21 protein-coding genes and 7 tRNA genes are annotated in these 20,107 nt (G+C 43.4%); 3 read left to right on the plus strand and 25 right to left on the minus strand.

The window, feature by feature from the left end; all coding sequences use genetic code 11:
* From FKN05_RS15875 to fkpA, 9 genes are all read right to left on the minus strand, one after another.
* Nucleotides 1-128: GTP-binding protein (locus FKN05_RS15875; protein WP_249339338.1), on the minus strand; the 128-nt coding region annotated here is incomplete at its 3' end.
* A gap of 122 nt (nucleotides 129-250) precedes the next feature.
* The gene (gene fusA, locus FKN05_RS15880; RefSeq protein ID WP_161427537.1) at nucleotides 251-2,347 is read right to left on the minus strand and encodes an elongation factor G; all 2,097 of its coding nucleotides are present in this window, start codon (nucleotides 2,345-2,347) and stop codon (nucleotides 251-253) included.
* A gap of 76 nt (nucleotides 2,348-2,423) precedes the next feature.
* Nucleotides 2,424-2,894, minus strand: a complete 471-nt coding sequence (gene rpsG / locus FKN05_RS15885; protein ID WP_042490263.1) for a 30S ribosomal protein S7 — start codon at nucleotides 2,892-2,894, stop codon at nucleotides 2,424-2,426.
* A 115-nt stretch (nucleotides 2,895-3,009) separates the two neighbouring features.
* Nucleotides 3,010-3,384, minus strand: coding sequence for a 30S ribosomal protein S12 (gene rpsL, locus FKN05_RS15890; RefSeq protein WP_078927413.1), 375 nt, complete (start codon nucleotides 3,382-3,384; stop codon nucleotides 3,010-3,012).
* A gap of 180 nt (nucleotides 3,385-3,564) precedes the next feature.
* On the minus strand, nucleotides 3,565-3,840 hold the full coding sequence (gene tusB / locus FKN05_RS15895; RefSeq protein ID WP_099610157.1) for a sulfurtransferase complex subunit TusB: 276 nt from the start codon (nucleotides 3,838-3,840) through the stop codon (nucleotides 3,565-3,567).
* An 11-nt stretch (nucleotides 3,841-3,851) separates the two neighbouring features.
* Nucleotides 3,852-4,208, minus strand: coding sequence for a sulfurtransferase complex subunit TusC (gene tusC / locus FKN05_RS15900; RefSeq protein ID WP_099610156.1), 357 nt, complete (start codon nucleotides 4,206-4,208; stop codon nucleotides 3,852-3,854).
* The gene (gene tusD, locus FKN05_RS15905) at nucleotides 4,205-4,606 is read right to left on the minus strand and encodes a sulfurtransferase complex subunit TusD (protein ID WP_099610155.1); all 402 of its coding nucleotides are present in this window, start codon (nucleotides 4,604-4,606) and stop codon (nucleotides 4,205-4,207) included. Before tusD ends, tusC begins: the two co-directional genes overlap by 4 nt.
* A 3-nt stretch (nucleotides 4,607-4,609) precedes the next feature.
* Entirely contained in the window at nucleotides 4,610-5,326 is a 717-nt protein-coding gene (locus FKN05_RS15910) for a helix-turn-helix transcriptional regulator (protein ID WP_099610154.1), read from the minus strand.
* Between the two features lie 222 nt (nucleotides 5,327-5,548).
* Nucleotides 5,549-6,322: an FKBP-type peptidyl-prolyl cis-trans isomerase gene (fkpA, locus tag FKN05_RS15915; RefSeq protein ID WP_099610153.1), complete on the minus strand. Its 774-nt coding sequence runs from the start codon at nucleotides 6,320-6,322 to the stop codon at nucleotides 5,549-5,551.
* Between the two features lie 136 nt (nucleotides 6,323-6,458).
* Between fkpA and FKN05_RS15920 the strand changes: the two genes are divergently transcribed.
* Together FKN05_RS15920 and FKN05_RS15925 are read left to right on the plus strand one after the other, a co-directional pair.
* Nucleotides 6,459-7,442, plus strand: coding sequence for a WD40 repeat domain-containing protein (locus FKN05_RS15920; protein WP_170887941.1), 984 nt, complete (start codon nucleotides 6,459-6,461; stop codon nucleotides 7,440-7,442).
* A gap of 2 nt (nucleotides 7,443-7,444) precedes the next feature.
* Nucleotides 7,445-7,672, plus strand: a complete 228-nt coding sequence (locus FKN05_RS15925; protein ID WP_099610151.1) for a SlyX family protein — start codon at nucleotides 7,445-7,447, stop codon at nucleotides 7,670-7,672.
* A 29-nt stretch (nucleotides 7,673-7,701) separates the two neighbouring features.
* On the opposite strand, the gene FKN05_RS15930 is transcribed toward FKN05_RS15925, so the two are convergent.
* The 9 genes from FKN05_RS15930 to tsaE form a co-directional block, all read right to left on the minus strand.
* The gene (locus tag FKN05_RS15930) at nucleotides 7,702-7,893 is read right to left on the minus strand and encodes a DUF2065 domain-containing protein (protein ID WP_099610150.1); all 192 of its coding nucleotides are present in this window, start codon (nucleotides 7,891-7,893) and stop codon (nucleotides 7,702-7,704) included.
* A 59-nt stretch (nucleotides 7,894-7,952) separates the two neighbouring features.
* Nucleotides 7,953-8,933 carry a protease modulator HflC gene (gene hflC, locus FKN05_RS15935; protein WP_099610149.1) on the minus strand — a complete coding sequence of 327 codons (981 nt, stop codon included), beginning with the start codon at nucleotides 8,931-8,933 and terminating at the stop codon, nucleotides 7,953-7,955.
* A 2-nt stretch (nucleotides 8,934-8,935) separates the two neighbouring features.
* Entirely contained in the window at nucleotides 8,936-10,138 is a 1,203-nt protein-coding gene (hflK, locus tag FKN05_RS15940; RefSeq protein ID WP_099610148.1) for an FtsH protease activity modulator HflK, read from the minus strand.
* A gap of 45 nt (nucleotides 10,139-10,183) precedes the next feature.
* Nucleotides 10,184-11,473: a ribosome rescue GTPase HflX gene (gene hflX, locus FKN05_RS15945; protein WP_170887943.1), complete on the minus strand. Its 1,290-nt coding sequence runs from the start codon at nucleotides 11,471-11,473 to the stop codon at nucleotides 10,184-10,186.
* Between the two features lie 41 nt (nucleotides 11,474-11,514).
* Nucleotides 11,515-11,778, minus strand: a complete 264-nt coding sequence (gene hfq, locus FKN05_RS15950; RefSeq protein WP_161426877.1) for an RNA chaperone Hfq — start codon at nucleotides 11,776-11,778, stop codon at nucleotides 11,515-11,517.
* A 196-nt stretch (nucleotides 11,779-11,974) separates the two neighbouring features.
* Entirely contained in the window at nucleotides 11,975-12,907 is a 933-nt protein-coding gene (gene miaA, locus FKN05_RS15955; RefSeq protein ID WP_161426878.1) for a tRNA (adenosine(37)-N6)-dimethylallyltransferase MiaA, read from the minus strand.
* Nucleotides 12,904-14,829, minus strand: coding sequence for a DNA mismatch repair endonuclease MutL (mutL, locus tag FKN05_RS15960; RefSeq protein WP_170887944.1), 1,926 nt, complete (start codon nucleotides 14,827-14,829; stop codon nucleotides 12,904-12,906). Before mutL ends, miaA begins: the two co-directional genes overlap by 4 nt.
* Nucleotides 14,830-14,841: 12 nt before the next feature.
* Entirely contained in the window at nucleotides 14,842-16,521 is a 1,680-nt protein-coding gene (locus FKN05_RS15965; RefSeq protein ID WP_346656362.1) for a LysM peptidoglycan-binding domain-containing protein, read from the minus strand.
* Nucleotides 16,522-16,556: 35 nt separating this feature from the next.
* Complete coding sequence (tsaE, locus tag FKN05_RS15970; RefSeq protein WP_099610145.1) at nucleotides 16,557-17,018, minus strand: tRNA (adenosine(37)-N6)-threonylcarbamoyltransferase complex ATPase subunit type 1 TsaE; 462 nt, start codon at nucleotides 17,016-17,018, stop codon at nucleotides 16,557-16,559.
* Between the two features lie 210 nt (nucleotides 17,019-17,228).
* Here tsaE and queG point away from each other — a divergent pair, with 210 nt between their 5' ends.
* Nucleotides 17,229-18,341 (plus strand): tRNA epoxyqueuosine(34) reductase QueG, encoded by a 1,113-nt coding sequence (queG, locus tag FKN05_RS15975; RefSeq protein WP_099610144.1) that lies wholly within the window; start codon nucleotides 17,229-17,231, stop codon nucleotides 18,339-18,341.
* Nucleotides 18,342-18,916: 575 nt separating this feature from the next.
* On the opposite strand, the gene FKN05_RS15980 is transcribed toward queG, so the two are convergent.
* The 7 genes from FKN05_RS15980 to FKN05_RS16010 form a co-directional block, all read right to left on the minus strand.
* Nucleotides 18,917-18,993, minus strand: a tRNA-Met gene (locus FKN05_RS15980).
* 97 nt (nucleotides 18,994-19,090) lie between these two features.
* Nucleotides 19,091-19,167 (minus strand) — tRNA-Met (locus FKN05_RS15985).
* A 98-nt stretch (nucleotides 19,168-19,265) separates the two neighbouring features.
* Nucleotides 19,266-19,342 (minus strand) — tRNA-Met (locus FKN05_RS15990).
* 156 nt (nucleotides 19,343-19,498) lie between these two features.
* Nucleotides 19,499-19,575, minus strand: a tRNA-Met gene (locus FKN05_RS15995).
* Nucleotides 19,576-19,742: 167 nt separating this feature from the next.
* A tRNA-Asp gene (locus tag FKN05_RS16000) sits at nucleotides 19,743-19,833 on the minus strand.
* Between the two features lie 35 nt (nucleotides 19,834-19,868).
* Nucleotides 19,869-19,959: transfer RNA gene (locus tag FKN05_RS16005), tRNA-Gly, on the minus strand.
* Nucleotides 19,960-19,994: 35 nt separating this feature from the next.
* Nucleotides 19,995-20,070: transfer RNA gene (locus FKN05_RS16010), tRNA-Gly, on the minus strand.
* Nucleotides 20,071-20,107: the final 37 nt, after the last annotated feature.

Raw genomic sequence — 20,107 nt, forward strand, 5'->3', positions numbered from 1 at the left:
TCACCGCCATATACTTTTGAAAGTACAGTACAGATAGCTGCGGTTAGAGTGGTTTTACCGTGGTCAACGTGGCCGATAGTACCAACGTTTACGTGCGGTTTCGTACGTTCAAATTTTGCTTTAGACACGATCGTGTTCCTTCCTAGTTATGATTCACTTTGAGTAACGCACACTCAAAGCGCGCCAGAAATTGCCATTTTATGCGCCAACGCTCGTCAGCGCAATAGATTCGTTATTAATCAAATAACAGCTAACCACGTTCTGCAATGATTGCATCTGCAATATTTTTCGGAACCTCAGCGTACTCTGCAAACTCCATCGAGTAAGAAGCACGTCCTTGGGTTGCAGAACGTAGATCGGTAGCGTAACCAAACATCTCTGCGAGAGGCACTCGGCAACGGATGATTTTCAAGCCCGCAGGCCCTTCATCCATACCTTCAATGATGCCACGACGACGGTTTAAATCACCGACGACATCACCCATCCAATCTTCGGGAGTAGTTACTTCAACCTTCATCAACGGCTCAAGAATAACAGGGCTTGCTGCTAATGCCCCTTTCTTGAATGCCATAGAGCCGGCGATCTTAAACGCCATCTCACTTGAATCGACATCGTGGAACGAACCATCGAACAGTGTGGCTTTGATATCCAGTATAGGATAACCCGCTAACACCCCGTTGTTCATTTGTTCCTCGATACCTTTCGCGACCGGATTGATGAATTCTTTAGGAATTGCACCACCCACGATTTCGTCAACAAAGACGAAGCCTTGTCCCGGCTCGGCAGGTTCAACTTTCAACCATACATGACCATATTGACCACGGCCACCTGACTGACGAACAAACTTGCCTTCAACTTCCGCTTTACCACGAATGGTTTCACGATACGCAACCTGAGGTTTACCCACGTTGCAATCAACGCTAAATTCGCGTTTCATGCGATCAACGATGATATCTAGATGAAGCTCGCCCATACCAGAGATTAGGGTTTGCCCCGTTTCATTATCGGTTTCAACTCGGAAAGATGGATCTTCCGCTGCGAGTTTACCCAGTGCAATGCCCATTTTCTCTTGGTCAGCTTTAGAGCGCGGCTCAACGGCGATCTGAATGACTGGCTCAGGGAACTCCATACGTTCAAGAATCACTTTATGATCTTGGTCGCACAAAGTATCACCGGTTGTAACGTCTTTCAAACCGATTGCCGCAGCAATATCGCCAGCGCGAACTTCTTTAATTTCTTCGCGTTTATTAGCATGCAATTGAACGATGCGGCCAAAACGCTCTTTCTTCTGTTTCACTGAGTTATAAACAGCATCTCCGGAATTGACAACCCCAGAATAGACGCGAATAAACGTCAATGAACCAACAAAAGGATCGGTAGCAATTTTAAAGGCTAAAGCAGAAAATGGTTCATTGTCGTCAGCATGACGTTCAACCTCATTTTCACGATCATCGATCCCTTTAATAGCAGGCACTTCAACCGGTGATGGAAGATATTCAACCACTGCATCCAATACCGCTTGCACACCTTTATTTTTAAACGCACTTCCGCACGTGGCGAGTACGATTTCGTTGTTCAGTGTCCGTTGGCGAAGTGCTTGTTTTATTTCAGCTTCGGTTAATGCACCTTCTTCAAGGTATTTATCCATTAACTCTTCACTCGCTTCAGCAGCCACTTCAACTAAGTTGTTGTGCCACTCTTCAGCAAGCTCTTGCATCTCTGCTGGAATTTCTTCATAGGTGAAGGTCATGCCTTGATCGGCTTCATTCCAGTTAATGGCTTTCATCTTGATCAGGTCGATGACCCCTCTGAACTCTTCTTCTGCACCAATATTCAATTGGATAGGAACAGGAGTCGCACCAAGACGATGTTTAATTTGGTCTACAACGCGTAGAAAATCTGCCCCTGTACGGTCCATCTTGTTAACAAATACAATGCGTGGAACATGGTATTTATCCGCTTGACGCCAAACAGTCTCAGATTGAGGCTCAACACCAGACGAACCACAGAAAACAACCACTGCACCATCGAGCACACGTAATGAACGCTCTACTTCAATGGTAAAGTCAACGTGTCCTGGGGTATCAATGATATTAATGCGATGATCTTGGAATTGGGCATCCATACCACGCCAGAAAGCCGTGGTGGCAGCAGAGGTAATGGTGATACCACGCTCTTGCTCTTGCTCCATCCAGTCCATAGTGGCAGCGCCATCATGAACTTCACCAAGTTTGTGAGAAAGGCCGGTGTAGAACAGAATACGCTCAGTAGTGGTTGTTTTTCCTGCATCTACGTGAGCACAGATACCGATATTACGGTAGCGCTCAATAGGAGTTTTACGAGCCACGATTGTATCCTCTTACTAAGGTTAACCTTAGAAATATAGAAATGTGCTGCGAGAGAACCTCGCAGCACAGAAGGTATTACCAGCGGTAATGAGCAAACGCTTTGTTTGCTTCTGCCATACGGTGAACGTCTTCACGTTTCTTAACAGCAGTACCTTTGTTTTCTGATGCGTCTAGCATTTCAGCAGCTAGGCGAGCAGCCATAGATTTTTCACCACGCTTACGCGCAGCTTCAACCAACCAACGCATAGCAAGTGCGTTACGGCGAACCGGACGAACTTCTACAGGAACTTGGTAAGTTGAACCACCCACGCGGCGAGATTTAACTTCGACCGCTGGGCGAACATTTTCAAGAGCTTCTTCAAATACAGCTAAGTGATCTTTACCAGATTTCTCAGCCATAGTGTCTAGTGCAGTGTAAACAATTTTTTCTGCAGTAGATTTTTTACCGTCAACCATTAGGATGTTAACGAATTTTGCCAGCAATTCAGATTTGAACTTTGGATCTGGAAGGATCTTACGCTGACCAATGACGCGACGACGTGGCATGGAATATTCTCCGTTGTCTTCTTCAGGTTATCCAAAACTTTTCAGTTTCTTCAAAATTAAAATTTAATTTTAGTGTTTGGCCTTACTTAACGCTTCTCTTATAAAAAGAAGGGCATTAAGACTTAGGACGCTTCACACCGTACTTAGAACGACCTTGTTTACGGTCGTTAACGCCTGAACAGTCAAGCGCACCACGAACAGTGTGGTAACGAACACCCGGAAGGTCTTTTACACGACCGCCACGGATAAGAACGACACTGTGCTCTTGTAGGTTATGACCTTCACCACCGATGTATGAAGTAACTTCAAAACCGTTAGTTAAACGTACACGACATACTTTACGTAGTGCTGAGTTAGGTTTTTTAGGGGTAGTAGTATATACGCGAGTACATACACCACGTTTTTGTGGGCACGCTTCGAGTGCAGGCACGTTGTTTTTTGCAACTTGCTTCACACGTGGCTTGCGTACCAACTGGTTAATCGTTGCCATTAGCTAGCTCCTGAATTTACTTAAAGTAAGCTTTGTGAAAAATCTAGCCCTAATTGCTTTACGCAAATAGGGACGCAAAATTCTATGCAGCAGTGAGAGGTGTGTCAAGAAATATACAGATCTTTTTTCTGTAAGGGAAATGGGGGTGTCAGTCTAAATGCACAAAGGCTAACAAAATAACTACCAACTTATTGATTTTTCGGCATTAATTGTCATATCAACAAATCCAGCGATATTAATGATATGTATCGGTTCAGCACAAGCCTCTAACCACCCTCGTGCTGCCAGATCCTCTTGTAATGCATAAACTGTGCTATCACAGGGAAGATAACGATAATAGGGAGAAGAGATCTTACTCGCATAAACGGCTTGCTCAACCAGCAGTAATACATCACCACACTGTAAGTAACGAGAAAGCCATGTGAGTTGCTCTAATTTTTTGACAATATGCAGCATCTCATTCCCTTTTAAAACGTTAGAACGTGATCAAAGTCTTGCCACTGTTTCGCTATCTCAACTGGCGTTAATGGCTGGGCATCAATCAGTAAATCTTCAATATCCATGCCCCATTCAGCCAAGCTTTGCTGGCAAACATAACGCTGTTCAATGTCGTAAAGATCAAGCAGTTTAAATGCAGAAAGATAGTCGCGGCTCAAAACATGCTCCGGTTGCTGATTTTTCACTAATTGCAACACCCCTTCTGCGACAAAAAAAACGGCCAAATTATCGTGATAAGCCGAAGTCGCTAACAACGCATCTAACCCTTCACGACCGGCACTAATGGCATGCGGTGAAGAGTGAAATATAAAAGCAATTTTCTTCAAAACTGTATTACTCTATCATCACTTAGTAACGCTTCAGCTAAACTACCAAGCCCAGTTTGCTGAAATGATTTAGCTAGGTTTGCAGCACTACGCTGGTGCAATGAGGCTTCACTATCGCTTAACAGTCCCCTTCTCAACGCAGCCGCAACACAAGTTTCAAGACTAACATGATATTGATTCGCCAAGGTTTGCCATCCTTTGACTAAGTCAAATTCATCATTGGCAGGCACCGTCAATGCTGAGCCATTAGATACACCGTCTTGATAGAAAAACACCCGTTTTAACTGATGCCCTTGCTCAATCACATTCAGAGCAAAGAGATACGCATTACGAGCTGACTGTGTCCCATAACACGGGCCATTGACTAATAAAGTAAAGGTTAATGCAGGGCTGTCCACGGCCTATTCATCCCCAGTTTTGCGTTGACGGATGTAAAGATAAACGGTGTGCTTAGAGATATTTAGCCTATCCGCGACCCGATTAATCGCATCTTTAATATCAAAAATTCCTTTATCAAACAATGCCATAACAATTTGACGATTCTTGGTATTATTCGAAACTGATTTATCAGTATTGATTTCTTCGATAGTCCGTTCAACGGTTTGATCCACCAATTCCTCTACATCACTGGCAAAGTTGACAGAAGATGCCGCTTCTTGAGCTTCTTGAGTGGGCATAAATGATTGAAGAACTTGAGAAAACGGAGCGTCCAAATTAACATTAATACACAATAAACCAATGACACGGTTGTCACCATTGCGGATCGCAACGGTAATCGACTTCATTAGTACGCCACCTTTCGCTCGAGTAAAATAGGAACGCGAAAAGTTACGTTCAGAGCCTTCAATATCACGCAGCATTTTGAGTGCTAAATCAGTAATGGGAGAACCAACTTGGCGACCGGTGTTCTCTCCATTGGCAATTTTTATTGCTGAAGTATTTAAGTCTTCCAGTGAATGCAGCACAATTTCACAAAATGGGCCGATTAAACTGGCAATACCATCTACTACCGCTTCATAAGAGCGTAAAATCACCTTATCGTGCTCAGTAAAAGGTTTTACATGAACGGATTCAAACTCGAGTAGCATGTCAGTATTAATATTTTCTGTGCTTGTCACTGTACTTTGACCTTAAAACGAAACATCAACTAATTTCTGTAAGTTTATCAGATAATTTTAGTCTATGACTGAGCTAGCTCATTAACAAGTGATTTAAAGCACGTTCTGAGGATAATAACCTAGCATCTTAACCCACAGGCGTATGATTGGTGATGGGATATAACAAGGCCAGGGAGAAAAAAGGGCCTGAACTTCAGACCCTACCAGCATAATACTACCCGATTACTTCGCTTCTTCACCATTGCCTATTTTTAATAACTCGACTTCAAAAACCAGCGTCGAATTGGCAGGAATGGTTGGTGTATCTTGCTCGCCATAAGCTAATTCTGGTGGAATGACGAATTTATACTTAGCGCCAACTTGCATCAGTTGAACGCCTTCTGTCCATCCCGGAATCACTCGATTAAGCGGGAATGTTGCAGGTTCACCCCGATCATAAGAGCTATCAAACTGAGTCCCATCAATCAATGTACCTTTATAATGAACTTGAACGGTATCGGTATCTTTCGGAGACTCACCTTCTGCAGGTGTTACTACTTGATATAAAAGACCAGATTGTGTTTGCTTCACTCCGTCTTGCTTAGCAAATTCTGTACGGAACTCGTCACCAGCTTTTTTGTTAGTCTCGGCTTTTTCTGCCGCTTTCGCTTGCATAAGGCTAGCAACGCGTTTGTCTAACGACTCTAATGCCGATCGAGTTTCTTCTTCTGTCATCTGAGCATTGCCCGCAAAAACATGTTCGATGCCTTTTAAGACAATATCTTTATTAAGCTCAACGCCAATTTCGCTAGGTTTATCGATGCTGGCAGTCAGGTAGTTAGCAAATGAAACACCAATTGCGTAGGCTGCTTTATCATCCTCTGAATGGAAAGTGACGGTTTCTACTACCGGTTGAGCTTGCTCACTGGCTTTAACAGTCGCAGGATCATCTTTTTGACACCCAACAGCGAGCATAACCGTAGCCGCAAGCAGCGATACTTTAAACAGTGATTTCATTGAATTCTCCAAATTTGTAGGTAAACCTTTTGTGAGTGTGCACAAAACTGCTTTTTAATCTGGTGCACAAGCTCATGTTGTACCAATATAACGGTATGTTTTGTAATTGTCTTTACTACTTCACGGATAATTAGTTTTGAGGCGAATAATTTCTCATTTCATCCTGCAACTGCTTACCATGTTGCTGTTAACTGGCTGTTTTTTCTTTGACAACGATGTGGAACGTTGGGTATTAGAACCCAACGGTTCCACCAGTTTTGCATTGAGTCGCGATGGGCGTTTTGCCCTAGTATACTCCCAAGAGCATCAGCTGGTTCTCTGGGATTTAGCACAGCGTCAACAATTAGCTCAACTAGGCGCGCAAGATCCGCAAGCAAGTACCGTATCGTATATTCGCATTTCTGATAATGGTCAGTATGCGGTGACTGCGAGCCAAATCAACTTTGCCGTCTGGCACTTAGGATGGACCCAAGCCAAAGGCCTATGGTCTATCTCTGACGGGGTAATCCGTGATATCGACATCAGTAATAATGGTGAACAAGTCCTCATTGGACTATCCAATGGTAAAGCCATTTACGTAGACTTAGTCTCTGGAAGGCGGCTTGAGTTCCTTGCTCATTATGAAAAAGTAAACTCGGTGGCTCTTTCTCCGAATGGGCGCTATGCATTGAGCGGAGGAAATGACCGTATGGCTTATCTATGGGATACTCAAACCGGACAAATCATCTATCACTTTGAGCATAGCCAACGGGTAAATCGGGTTGCTCTTCAGCGCGACGGTCGACTGGCATTCACCTCAGACAGTGGAAATCAGTCGGTTATTTGGAATTTACAGACCGGTCAAAAACAGACAAAATTACACAGTTTTTCTCGCCAACTACTTTTTTCAACCGCACGATTTTCTGATGATGGGCAGTATCTTATTACTGGCACCCCTTCAAGTTTGATTAGCGTTTGGCGGACAGATAATGGCCAACAGCAAGCTCGCTTTGAAGCAAAAGCCCAAAAAGATGCACGGCCACCTAGAGCCGTAGTGTATGATGTTACCTTTAATTCTCAACAAAGAGTGATTTCCGCAACCTCTGCAGGTATCGCTCAAGCATGGAAATTTGATCATTAGCCATGAATGAAAAGACGATAACACAACTCGAAAAACGCATTGATGACTTAGAGTGTCAGTTAGCTTTCCAAGAGCAAACCATTGAGGAGTTAAACGAATCCTTAACTCAACAACAACTTGTGATCAGCAAGATGCAAGATCAGATGAAATATGTCGTGGGTAAAATGAAAAATATGGATAACTCAAATCTTGCCGACCCAGCCAATGAGCCGCCGCCACCACACTACTGACTACTGAATGAAGAAAAAAAGTAGCGATATTACTGGCGGATAAAGACATAGACAATAACCACTCCAGTGACCACCAAGCAGCCACCAATACGTCGCAACTGGTTATTTGACTGTTGGGTAAGCTGAATAAGCATATGACGCCAGCCATTCGGTACAAAGAGTGGCCCAATGCCTTCCACCACCAGTAATATTCCTATCGCTACCCATATTAGATTCGACATAATTGTCTCCAAAAAAAAGAAAGGCTCCTATGGAGCCTTTCTAAATAGACGGTCAATATCTACTTCGCTATTGCACCCTTTGCGCTATTCATGTATCGGAAGAAGTCACTCTTCGGATCTAAGACAAGAATATCGCTCTTTTGGCTAAATGAGTTTTCATAAGCTTGCAACGAACGTAGGAAGCTAAAAAACTCCGGATCTTTATTATATGCATCCGCATAAACTTTAGCGGCCGTAGCATCAGCTTCACCACGAGTAATACGAGCCGTTCTATCTGCCTCAGCAATAATCGTTGCCACTTCTAACTCAGCCTGAGCTCGAATAATTTCAGCTTTCTCACGCCCTTGTGAACGGTGACGACGAGCCACAGATTCACGCTCTGCGCGCATCCGACGATAGATGGATTCACTGATCTCGTCTGGTAAGTTGATTTTCTTCATTCTAAAGTCCACCACATAGACACCAAGATCTCGGCTAGCATTGACTCGAGTTTCCTCTAATACTTCAGCCATGATTTCATCACGTTGACCATCAATTTCAAGCGCTTGTTTCGCCGCTTCAGTGGCAACAACCTCATCATCTGCACTATCAGGTAGTACGTTACTGTTACGAGGACCAGAAACAATTTGCTTAATTTCTCTTGAACCGATCTCTGAACGTAAAACGTCTGTTACACGGCGTTCAAGTAATGCTTCCGCCGTTAATGCATTACCACCTCCTGTCGCCAAATAGTACTGACCAAAATCTTCAATACGCCATTTGACATAAGAGTCGATAATGACATCTTTTTTCTCAGAGGTCACAAAGCGATCTGAGCGACTATCCATTGTTTGAATTCGAGCATCTAACGTTCTCACTCGATCAAAGACGGGCATTTTAAAATGCAAGCCAGGCTCATAAATTTTTGACACATCATTGTTATCTTTTAGGATGCGACCAAAACGAATCACAATCCCACGCTCACCTTCTGGGATGACGAACATTGACATCAATAACAATGCCAGTAAAACGACAACCACAGGGATCATTAATTTACGCATGATTAGTATCTCCCTTGACGTGAACTGGTTGAACGAGGCTGAGAAGTGTCAGTGTTACCTGATGTTGTTGCACGTTTAGATTCCAACTCGATTTCATCATAAACTGAAGATGAACCACTTTGACGTTTGCTCGTTGCTTCATTTTGACCGGCTAATTTATCAATCGGCAAATACAGTAAGTTGCCACTAGATTCCGAATCAATCAGAATTTTCGAACTGTTGGTATATACTTCTTCCATCGTATCCAGATACAAACGATCACGCGTGACTTTCGGTGATGCCAGATACTCCGGCAATAGTTTCTCAAATTGAGCAACCTGACCTAACGCTTCATTGGTAATCCGTTCGCTATAACCAAGTGCTTCTTTCTTCAGACGCTCAGCACGACCTGTGGCTTTAGGTAGAATTTCGTTTTTATAAGCTTCTGCCTCACGAATGAAGCGCTCCTCATCTTCTCGAGCAGCAATTGCATCATCGAATGCATCTTTCACCTGCTCCGGTGGGCGTGATGACTGAAAGTTAACCCCAACCACAAATAGCCCCATATCATAGCCATCAATGATTTGGTTTAACGTTTCTTGTGTACTCTGACGAATTTGTTGACGGCCACTGGTCAAAATACTATCCATCAATGAATCACCTACGACGGCACGTAATGCGGAATCAGTTGCTTGGCGCAAACTATCATCAGCATTAGTTACCTTATAAAGGTATTTATAAGGGTCAGCGATACGATACTGGACATCCATAGCAACAGTAACCACATTTTCGTCTTTGGTCAGCATCAGACCAGAAGCACGCAATGAGCGAATCGCTTGTACGTTAACTGGTGTCACTTCGTCAATAAAACGCGGGCGCCAGTTTAGACCAGGATCAACCATTCTATCGTACTTACCTAAGCGTAAAACCACACCACGCTCAGCTTCACCGATAGTATAAAAACCAGAAAAGAACCAAATTGCGATAGCAATAACAGCAATAATACCTAAACCAATTGCACCACCACCAGTAAACGATGGTCCTTTTCCTGTGCCACCTTTTTTGCCAAACTTGCCGCCCAGTTTTTGACTCAGTTTGTTAAACACTTCGTCTAAATCTGGCGGACCTTGCTCACGACCACCTTTATTACCGCGATTATTATTACCCCAAGGGTCATTGTCGCGGCCATTGTTGTCGTTATTATTTCCGGGCTCATTCCACGCCATTAGAAAGCTCCATCATTTGATATGACGTTATACTCTAGCAGCCCTTTAAGTAACGATAAAGTCACGTAAAGCTGCCTGTTCTCTTTTTTCTAGTCTAGACCAGTCAACCTGTTGCATTCGAATCGATATCAACAAATTGCCTGTTGGATCATACTCTTCCTGCTGAATTGCATTCATTTGGAAAAATAAACTACGAATCCGACCTTGATACTGCGGTGGGATCGATAAGCGGTATTGAATGATTTGGCTCGCTAAACGTTCTGTTAATGCTGAAAAAAGCAAATCGATCCCGATACCTTCCATAGCCGAAACCCAAACTGCTTTGGGTACCCCTTCATCGTTTCTCTCGATACGAGGCTGGTGACCATCAAGATTATCAATCTTATTCATGACCAACAAAGTAGGAACTTCGTTTGCACCAATTTCCAGCAAGACATCATCCACCGCTTGGATATTCTCACGAAAACGTTCATCACTTGCATCAACAACATGTAACAAAATGTCAGCTTGCTGAGTTTCTTGTAACGTTGCTTTAAATGCGGCGACTAAATCATGTGGTAAGTGGCGAATAAAACCCACTGTATCAGCCAAAATCGCGGGCCCTACATCGGCAAGTTCAATTTTTCTTAATGTCGGATCTAAGGTCGCAAATAGCTGATCAGCCGCATAGACTCCAGCAGAGGTAATTTGATTAAATAAGGTCGATTTCCCAGCATTCGTGTAACCCACCAATGAAATCGTTGGGATTTCAGCACGGTTTCTTGCTCTACGTCCTTGCTCACGCTGTTTAGAGACTTTCTCTAAGCGGCGTAAAATTGCTTTAATTCGTTCACGCAATAAACGGCGGTCAGTTTCTAATTGCGTCTCTCCTGGCCCCCGTAAGCCTATCCCACCTTTTTGTCTCTCTAAGTGAGTCCAGCCTCGGATTAAACGAGTAGAAATGTGACGTAACTGAGCTAATTCGACTTGTAATTTGCCTTCATGAGTCCGTGCTCGTTGGGCAAAGATGTCTAAAATCAGCCCTGTCCGGTCAATCACTCGACATTGGCAAAGCTGTTCGAGATTACGTTCTTGAGCTGGAGAAAGGGCGTGGTTAAAGATAACCACATCAGCCTCAACCGATTGCACGGCTTGTGCAATTTCTTGTGCTTTACCCTCACCGACATAATATTTAGGGTGAGGAGACTGACGGCTACCCGTAATCACTTGTAGCGTCGAGACACCAGCAGAAGAGACAAGCATCTCACACTCACTAAGATCGTCCCACTCACCCTGTTGCGTGAAGTTGATATGAACAAGTACGGCTCGCTCACCGGCTTCATAACGGTCAAACAAGCGCTCAACTCCTTAATCTATGATAAATTGACGACAAAAAATTAATCGTCTGATTTTTCTGTTGTACGTTCTGCTGTAGGCCGGTCTGCACTATGATGACTGACTGGACGAGCAGGAACAACCGTTGAAATGGCGTGTTTATAAACCATTTGGTTGACTGTATTCTTCAACAGAATAACAAACTGATCAAATGACTCAATTTGTCCTTGTAATTTAATGCCGTTTACTAAATAAATAGAAACAGGAATACGCTCGCGGCGTAGTGCATTTAAGAATGGGTCTTGTAGAGATTGCCCCTTAGCCATTTTATTTTCCTTATTTTGTATTTTGTTGTAATTATTTAGCTAGTGGTGCACGTCTATTGGTGCGGCCTTTACATCTGAGCTAAACGAATAAAAACACCCTATGTTACTCATCAGAAAGATTCATTGCCCTATCTATAAGCAATGGATCCTTTACAGGGCACATCACGCAAAAGCGATCACATTATACACAGCTAACTCAATCCGATGCTATGGCATTTGAAAGAGTTTCTAACGCTTGATCAACATGCTCACTATCTAACCAAGTTAGATCATCCCAGCTGCGCAACCAGGTGATCTGACGCTTGGCCAATTGACGGGTTGCACAGATACCACGATAAATGGCCTCATTTAAACTGCCCTTCCCATCTAAATACTCCCACATTTGTCGATAACCGACACACCGAATAGACGGTAAATCAGGATGAAGATCACCTCGAGCGTAAAGCGCTCTCACTTCTTGCTCGAAACCTGATTCGACCATCTTATCGAAACGAAGTTCAATTCGACGATGGAGTTCAGCCCTATCCTTGGGAGCTATTGCAAACTGCTTAATACGGAAGGGAATCGGCTCCCCTTTCGTTTTTGTCAGCTCTGTAAGAGTTTTACCTGAAATTCGATAAACTTCCAATGCCCGTGACAATCTTTGTGGATCATTTGGATGAATTCTTGCCGCAGAAATTGGATCAATTTGTTGCAATTCGGCATGTAACCCTTCCCATCCTATTACTTGCGCTCGTAAATCGATCGCTTGTCTAATAAAAGGATCGGCAGCAGGTAGCGGCGATAATCCTTCTAATAGCGCTTTATAATACAGCATGGTACCGCCAACTAAGAGCGGTATTTTTCCTTCACGGACAATTGCTTGCATTTCACGTAGCGCATCTTGCCGAAAATCAGCGACAGAGTATGCTTCGCTAGGATCTAGAATATCAATCAAACGGTGCGGAGCTTGTGCTAACTCCTCCGCTGTGGGTTTAGCGGTGCCAATATTCATCCCTCGATAAATCAAAGCTGAATCCACGCTAATAATTTCAACCGGGAATTTTTTTCGAAGCTCAATCGCTAAACCTGTTTTTCCAGAAGCCGTTGGCCCCATTAAAAATAAGGCAAGAGGTAATTGTGTTGTCATGAATGTAATGCTGCAATCGTAGTGGAAAAATCCACCAACTGTATAAAGTGGTGATCATTAAAGGGAAGCTTACCTTGCCATAACTGTTCGATCTCGGCAACCAACTGGATCGCTTCAGACAAAGTGTAGTCAGTTTTAGTTATCATCACACGTTGGCTAAGCCAATGAGTTAATTGGGCCAACGTCAACTCAGCCGATCCATTCGCCTGTTGAGCCGAAATATAGCCAAGTAACTCTGGAATTAAGGATTGTAAATTTTGCTGTCTCAGTGGTTGAGGAACGCCCATGATCATCAATGATGAGGGCGAGCGAATCGTAAGTTCAATTCCTAACCTTGATAATAATTCGTGGCTTTGCTGTAACGCCGCATGTTCCTGTTCAGCCATCTTGACTGCGAGTGGAACCAATAATGGCTGACTTTTTAACGCGGTTTGTTGAGCATTTAATTGCCCGAAGATTTTTAGCTCAAGCGCTTTAGTTAATGCCAGTAAAACGCACCCTTGATCCGATGTCATCAATAAATATTGCCCGTCAACAACCGCTATCGCTTTACCCAAAGACACTTTATCTAAAGAAGGAAACGTGGCCTCTACAGCAGGAGAACTGGGCGCAGACGCGTCAGAGGAAAGCGGTTCTATCGTCTGCATTAAGTGCTGATAAGCTTTTGTTTGTTGTGGACTAACGACGGAACGATCTGATAGTGGTGCCGTTTTTTTTGCTACCGGCCGAATCCACGAATTTGATGCTGCTTTTTCTCGCACAAAAGAGAGGTTATTCGCTGGTTCCGCTGCCGCTTTACCAGGATAATCGGGTGTTTTTTCTATCGCTTGCCAAACATGTGCAAGAGTCGCTGTCGGTAAGTCTGAAGCAACTTCAGACGGTTCATGAAAGGCGGCCTGATTCCGCTCTCGTGTATCGGTATGCTTATTTTCTGATAAAGCTTGGCTGAGGGCTTGATAAATAAAGTCGTGTACTAAACGGGCCTGATGAAAACGGACTTCATGCTTAGCTGGGTGCACATTAACGTCAACAAAATGAGGATCTAACTCAATAAATAACACATAGGTAGCAAACTGATCGGCACGTAAGCTACTTTCATAACTTTGACGAATAGCATGATTGATCAACTTATCACGCATCATTCGTCCATTCACATAGCAATACTGTAGATCACTTTGCTGTCGAGCTCCTTCTGGTGTCGTGATCCACCCCTGTAATGTTAAGCCTTGATGCTCTAATTCAATACGCAGCATATGACGAACAAAAGCTGCACCACACACGGCTGCAAGCCGCTTCTCTTGCTGCGCTTCGGTTTTTGCCGCTCGATATTGACGAACCAAATTGCCATTGTGCCGCAGAGTAAGCGTGACATCAAAACGACTCAACGCAATACGTTTAACGAGTTCATCAATATGGGTAAATTCTGTTTTTTCGGTACGTAGAAACTTTCGCCTAGCAGGCGTATTGAAGAACAGATCTAATACTTCCACCGTGGTACCAACCGGATGAGCGGCAGGTTGAAGTTTTACCGCCATATCTCGTCCTTCACTGTAAGCAGACCAAGCTTCTTCTTGTGCAGCGGTTCGAGAGGTTAAGGTTAAGCGCGAGACTGAACTGATACTGGCGAGCGCTTCACCACGAAACCCTAAGCTAATAATGGCTTCTAAATCATCTAGAGTTTGTATTTTTGATGTAGCATGTCGACTTAAGGCTAAGCCTAATTCATCTTTACTGATCCCAGCACCGTTATCTCGCACCCGAATCAGCTTTGCGCCTCCTTTTTCGATATCGATATCAATCCGAGTTGCGCCAGAATCTAAGCTATTCTCTACCAGCTCTTTTACCACTGAAGCAGGTCTCTCAACAACCTCACCCGCTGCGATTTGGTTCGCTAAACGAGCGGGTAGAATACGAATCGCCATACTCTCCTCACTCTACTTATTAGGAATAATTAGTAATTGGCCAACCGCTAATTGATCTGAACGTAATTGGTTAGCCTCTCGAATACTTTGTACACTGACATTATATTTATTCGCGATTTTTCCTAAAAACTCACCACGTTGAACCTTATGTTGTCGTAGTGGTTTATCTTTAAGGCTAACCGTAATGCTCAGCTTCTGCCCGACAAAGAGGGTATCAGATTTTAGGCGATTCTCACGACGAATCGCATCAACAGAAACTTTATAGATAGCCGAAATTTTTCCCAAAAACTCGCCTGATTTCACAGTATGGGTAATAGTTTCAGTCTCTATTGGATTATTTACAATGGGGACAGGAACAGGTCCTCGTTCTCCACCAGGAATAGTCAGTCGCTGCCCCACAGCAAGACGGGAATTTTTCAATTGGTTTGCTTGCATGATCGCTTGGACACTCGCGCCATATTTTTGCGCAATGACAGATAAAGATTCACCTCGTTGAACTTGATGCTGTTGCGTTTTTCCACGATTCGCAAATAAAGTTTCTTCTGGAGGGTTTTCTTCAAAATATTGCACTAACGCTTTTGCCATCGCTCTCGCTAATTTATCTTGATGACTCCTTTGAAATAATAATCGTTCTTCAACTGGATTCGAGATAAATCCTGTTTCAACTAAAACCGAAGGAATATCAGGTGACTTTAATACCGCCAAACTCGCATTGACGGGTTCTGATTTATGTAAATGAGCAACTTTACCCATTTCGCGCAAAATATTACTGGCAACTTTATGACCTTCTTTCTGTGAATGACTAAATTGAAGATCAAGTAGAGTTTGGCTCACATTACGATCGTTATTGGTTTTTGCTAGCACTTCGCCTGCCCCACCCAACAACTCAGATTGCTGCTCATGATTTTCAACCCAACGAGCTATTTCGGTATTTGCTCGCCGTGTATTAAGCACAAAAACCGAAGCTCCTCTTGGTTGAGGAGTATGAAATGCATCCGCATGAATAGAAACGAGAAGATGAGCCTTACTTTTTCTTGCAATTTCAGTACGTTTATTTAGATTCACAAAATAGTCACCAGAACGGGTTAATACCGCTTTCATCCCCGGAACCGCATTGATCTGATCGGCCAATTTTTTTGAAACACTAAGCGTAACGTCTTTTTCAAATTTACGCGTCGGACCAATTGAGCCTGGATCTTCCCCACCATGCCCAGCATCAATCGCAACAATAATGTCAGCCGTCCCGATCAATTGAGAAGCATCACGGCTAACAGTCGTATTGCTTTTAGGCGTTGAAGCAGAAAGAGGATTGATTTTACGGTGTGGTAAATCGATAACTAACCGATGACCATATTGTCCACCTGGTGTTGGGGCTAACTTAAAAAGCTGAGGAGTGGATTTATTTTTTAACTCCAACACTAAACGAAACGTGTCGCTTTGAGGCGGAGAGCTGGGGCGAATTTTTGTTAAGATCACACTATCTGTTACCAACAAAGGCAGCTTAGTCGCTAAAGAGGTACTTTTAAGATCCACCACTAAGCGTTCCGGACTACCTAAGGTAAAGTAACTAAACGCGACCTCTGTTTTAAGATCGAGTACCACACGAGTTTCATCTGGTGAAGGCCACACTCTCACACCTTGCAACACATTCGCATACACGTTTCCTCCCAATAAGGAGAGAACTAGTACGATTAAGGCACGTTCAAGATAACTGCGAAAATTGAACACTATAACTCCAGTTGATTTAATAAAATACAGCCATATTCATTATTAGCTTTCACATTCGCCTTACGTTCAGAACCTTGATAACAAATCTCGATATCAAGATCCGATGCTGGCAGTAAGCCACTTCCTTTCTCTGGCCACTCAACTAAACAAATCGCGTCGTCAGTAAAATAATCACGAATTCCCATAAATTCGAGTTCTTCCGGATCCGATAAACGGTAAAGATCAAAATGATACACATGCCAACGAGCTAACTGGTAAGGTTCCACGAGAGTATATGTTGGACTCTTTACTTTTCCCTGATGGCCCAAAGCACAGATAAAACCACGACTGAATGTTGTTTTTCCAGCCCCTAACTCTCCATAGAGATACAGTGTCGTATGACGAGAACATAGCTGCGCAAGCATGGTTCCCAGTTTTATCGTTTCTTGTTCATTTTTTAAAGTAAAGGTCTTGCTACTCATTACAAAGGATCTCTAACGCGTCAGATGTCGACTATATAAAAATAAGAAGAGAACGAATAGTAAACTGGGTTAGATTTAAGAGACAAGCATTGTTCTGTAAGTAAACAGAAAAACTTTTTCTTGATAAAGCAAAAACCCTTACCTTTTTATCTAGATAAGCCAGATAAGATCCGTTAAGATCCTTCGCCCATTCGATAACCTAAGCTCACTATGGACTATCAAATACTCGCAGACCAAATCAAAGATTGGGCCAAAGCACTTGGCTTTGATAAAGTTGGGATCTGTGATATTGACTTAAGTGAGCATGAAGCCGCCTTACAACGCTGGCTTGATGCAGGCTATCATGGAGAAATGGACTGGATGGCTCGCCATGGTATGTTGCGGGCCCGCCCGGCAGAACTTCTCCCAGGAACGCTTCGCGTAATAAGCGCTCGAATCAATTACCTTCCACCTCAGGCCCAATTTGCCACAAATTTATCCGATCCCACCCAAGCTTATATTAGCCGATATGCCCTTGGACGCGATTACCATAAACTCGTTCGTCAGAGGCTGAAAAAGTTAGCCGTGAAAATTGAACAAGAAATCGGACAATTAGGATATCGACCGTTTGTCGACTCAGCTCCGATTCTAGAACGCCCCCTGGCACAAAAAGCAGGCCTTGGTTGGACAGGAAAACACTCTTTAATTTTAGATAAAGAGGCAGGATCTTGGTTCTTTTTAGGGGAACTGCTTGTTGATATCCCTCTGCCAGTCGATACACCTTTAGAAAATCAATGTGGACAGTGTCGATCCTGTATCACCTCTTGCCCTACAGGTGCAATTATCGATGATGGAGTCGTAGACGCTCGACGTTGTATTTCTTATTTAACGATTGAATACTCTGGCGTTATTCCTGAAGAATTTCGCCATGCAATAGGAAATCGTATCTATGGCTGTGATGACTGCCAACTCGTATGCCCATGGAATCGTTTCGCAGATCTAACCCAAGAATCTGACTTTCATCGTCGAGAAACGTTACATAATAGCGATTTAATTGATCTCTTTACATGGGATGAAAAAACCTTCTTACGTTATATGGAAGGCTCTCCCATCCGTCGCATTGGTTATCAACAATGGCAAAGAAATCTCATTATCGCCATGGGAAATGCCCCCTATTCACAAAAGATAATCGATATTTTAGCGGAAAAAAAAGGAATCAATGAGTTATTAGATATTCATATTGACTGGGCTTTAAAGCAGCAACAAAAAAAAATTAGCCACATCACCAACAAACATCAACGGCTTATTCGCATTATACAAAAAGGGCTACCTCGAGATGCTTAGCGATAGCGTAACCAACAAAAAACTTAGTGCATTTTTTGACACACTTCGCAAATTACTGGGTGTGGAAAAAAATTTTAATAAGATAGCGTTTGATAAACTTTAAAAAAGTTAGTCACACTAGCAGGAAATGATTAGGATCAATAAAAACACAGTTAATGATCATTCCAACTACTTTGCCACCTATAGAAAACAAATAAAACACTTAAAAAATCAACAGGTTATGCAACTTTAAATAGTTAATACCAACACCCCATCATAAAAAGATCCTAGACGTTGCATGACTATCACCCTATAGAAACACTTTATTCACCAAATTATCCACATAAATAATTCTGTGGATAACTCTGTTGATTAATATAGCTAACCTAGACTGAACATAGGTTAGCCTGAAGTAGGAATGGGTGTGGCCGAGGAAATTTTCTAAATGAACGTACTGTCGGCAAAAGAGACTGATTGTGACGAATTGTAATTTTGCTTCACAGCATAAATAAAAGAACATTGGTATAGCCAAAATGAGCAGCAAAAAAATAAAAAAATCTGCGCAAGTGCGCAGCTTAGTCATGTTTGAAATAAATTGGTTGCGGGGGCCGGATTTGAACCGACGACCTTCGGGTTATGAGCCCGACGAGCTACCATGCTGCTCCACCCCGCGTCCGTATTGTCTCATCGTTAAGCACGATAAAAGCTTTAAACTGGCGACTAAGTTTATCACCTACTGCTGATCAGCGCATGATGTCCTGACAGAAAATTGGTTGCGGGGGCCGGATTTGAACCGACGACCTTCGGGTTATGAGCCCGACGAGCTACCATACTGCTCCACCCCGCGTCCGTATTGTCTTATCGTTAAGGCACGATAAAAGCTTTAAATTGGCAGCTAAGTTTATCACCTACCGCTGATCAGCGCATGATGCTCTGTCAGAAAATTGGTTGCGGGGGCCGGATTTGAACCGACGACCTTCGGGTTATGAGCCCGACGAGCTACCATGCTGCTCCACCCCGCGTCCGTACTATCTCATCGTTAAGCACGATGAAAGCTTAAATCATGCAATACACACCACCCTTTTATTTAAAGGATTATCTCGATATTGAGAAACTTTGCTCTGATGAACCGAGCTTGTGCTGCATTTTATCGTCAAGCACGATAATAGCTTTAGAACTGGTTGCGGGGGCCGGATTTGAACCGACGACCTTCGGGTTATGAGCCCGACGAGCTACCATGCTGCTCCACCCCGCGTCCGTATATCTCATCGTTAAGCACGATGGGGCTATAAAACTTAAACAACACACGAGGCCCCCTTTCTTTAAAACAAAAAGGCGTGACCTCAACCTTGTCAAGGTTGCGCTCTACTAACTGAGCTAGTGTCGCATTTCATCGTTGAGTACGATGACAACTATTAACTCTGGAGCGACACACGAGGTTCCCTTCTTTAAAACAAAAAGGCGTGACCTCAACCTTGACAAGGTTGCGCTCTACCAACTGAGCTAGTGTCGCATTTCATCGTTGAGTACGATGACAACTATTAACTCTGGAGCGACACACGAGGTTCCCTTCTTTAAAACAAAAAAGCGTGACCTCAACCTTGGCAAGGTTGCGCTCTACCAACTGAGCTAGTGTCGCATTTCATCGTTGAGTACGATGACAACTATTAACTCTGGAGCGACACACGAGGTTCGAACTCGTGACCTCAACCTTGGCAAGGTTGCGCTCTACCAACTGAGCTAGTGTCGCATTTCATCGTTGAGTACGATGACAACTATTAATTCTG

The sequence above is a fragment of the Vibrio sp. 1-1(7) genome, from assembly GCF_013048485.1.
GTDB lineage: Bacteria > Pseudomonadota > Gammaproteobacteria > Enterobacterales > Vibrionaceae > Vibrio > Vibrio fujianensis.

What these genes read in the sequence shown, in the direction of transcription:
- hflK (WP_099610148.1), bottom strand. Translation starts at nt 10,138, where the DNA reads ATGGCGTGGAATGAGCCCGGAAATAATAACGACAACAATGGCCGCGAC.
- tsaE (WP_099610145.1), bottom strand. Translation starts at nt 17,018, where the DNA reads ATGAGTAGCAAGACCTTTACTTTAAAAAATGAACAAGAAACGATAAAA.
- fkpA (WP_099610153.1), bottom strand. Translation starts at nt 6,322, where the DNA reads ATGAAATCACTGTTTAAAGTATCGCTGCTTGCGGCTACGGTTATGCTC.
- hfq (WP_161426877.1), bottom strand. Translation starts at nt 11,778, where the DNA reads ATGGCTAAGGGGCAATCTCTACAAGACCCATTCTTAAATGCACTACGC.
- FKN05_RS15930 (WP_099610150.1), bottom strand. Translation starts at nt 7,893, where the DNA reads ATGTCGAATCTAATATGGGTAGCGATAGGAATATTACTGGTGGTGGAA.
- hflC (WP_099610149.1), bottom strand. Translation starts at nt 8,933, where the DNA reads ATGCGTAAATTAATGATCCCTGTGGTTGTCGTTTTACTGGCATTGTTA.
- rpsL (WP_078927413.1), bottom strand. Translation starts at nt 3,384, where the DNA reads ATGGCAACGATTAACCAGTTGGTACGCAAGCCACGTGTGAAGCAAGTT.
- rpsG (WP_042490263.1), bottom strand. Translation starts at nt 2,894, where the DNA reads ATGCCACGTCGTCGCGTCATTGGTCAGCGTAAGATCCTTCCAGATCCA.
- FKN05_RS15925 (WP_099610151.1), top strand. Translation starts at nt 7,445, where the DNA reads ATGAATGAAAAGACGATAACACAACTCGAAAAACGCATTGATGACTTA.
- mutL (WP_170887944.1), bottom strand. Translation starts at nt 14,829, where the DNA reads ATGGCGATTCGTATTCTACCCGCTCGTTTAGCGAACCAAATCGCAGCG.
- queG (WP_099610144.1), top strand. Translation starts at nt 17,229, where the DNA reads ATGGACTATCAAATACTCGCAGACCAAATCAAAGATTGGGCCAAAGCA.
- tusB (WP_099610157.1), bottom strand. Translation starts at nt 3,840, where the DNA reads ATGCTGCATATTGTCAAAAAATTAGAGCAACTCACATGGCTTTCTCGT.
- miaA (WP_161426878.1), bottom strand. Translation starts at nt 12,907, where the DNA reads ATGACAACACAATTACCTCTTGCCTTATTTTTAATGGGGCCAACGGCT.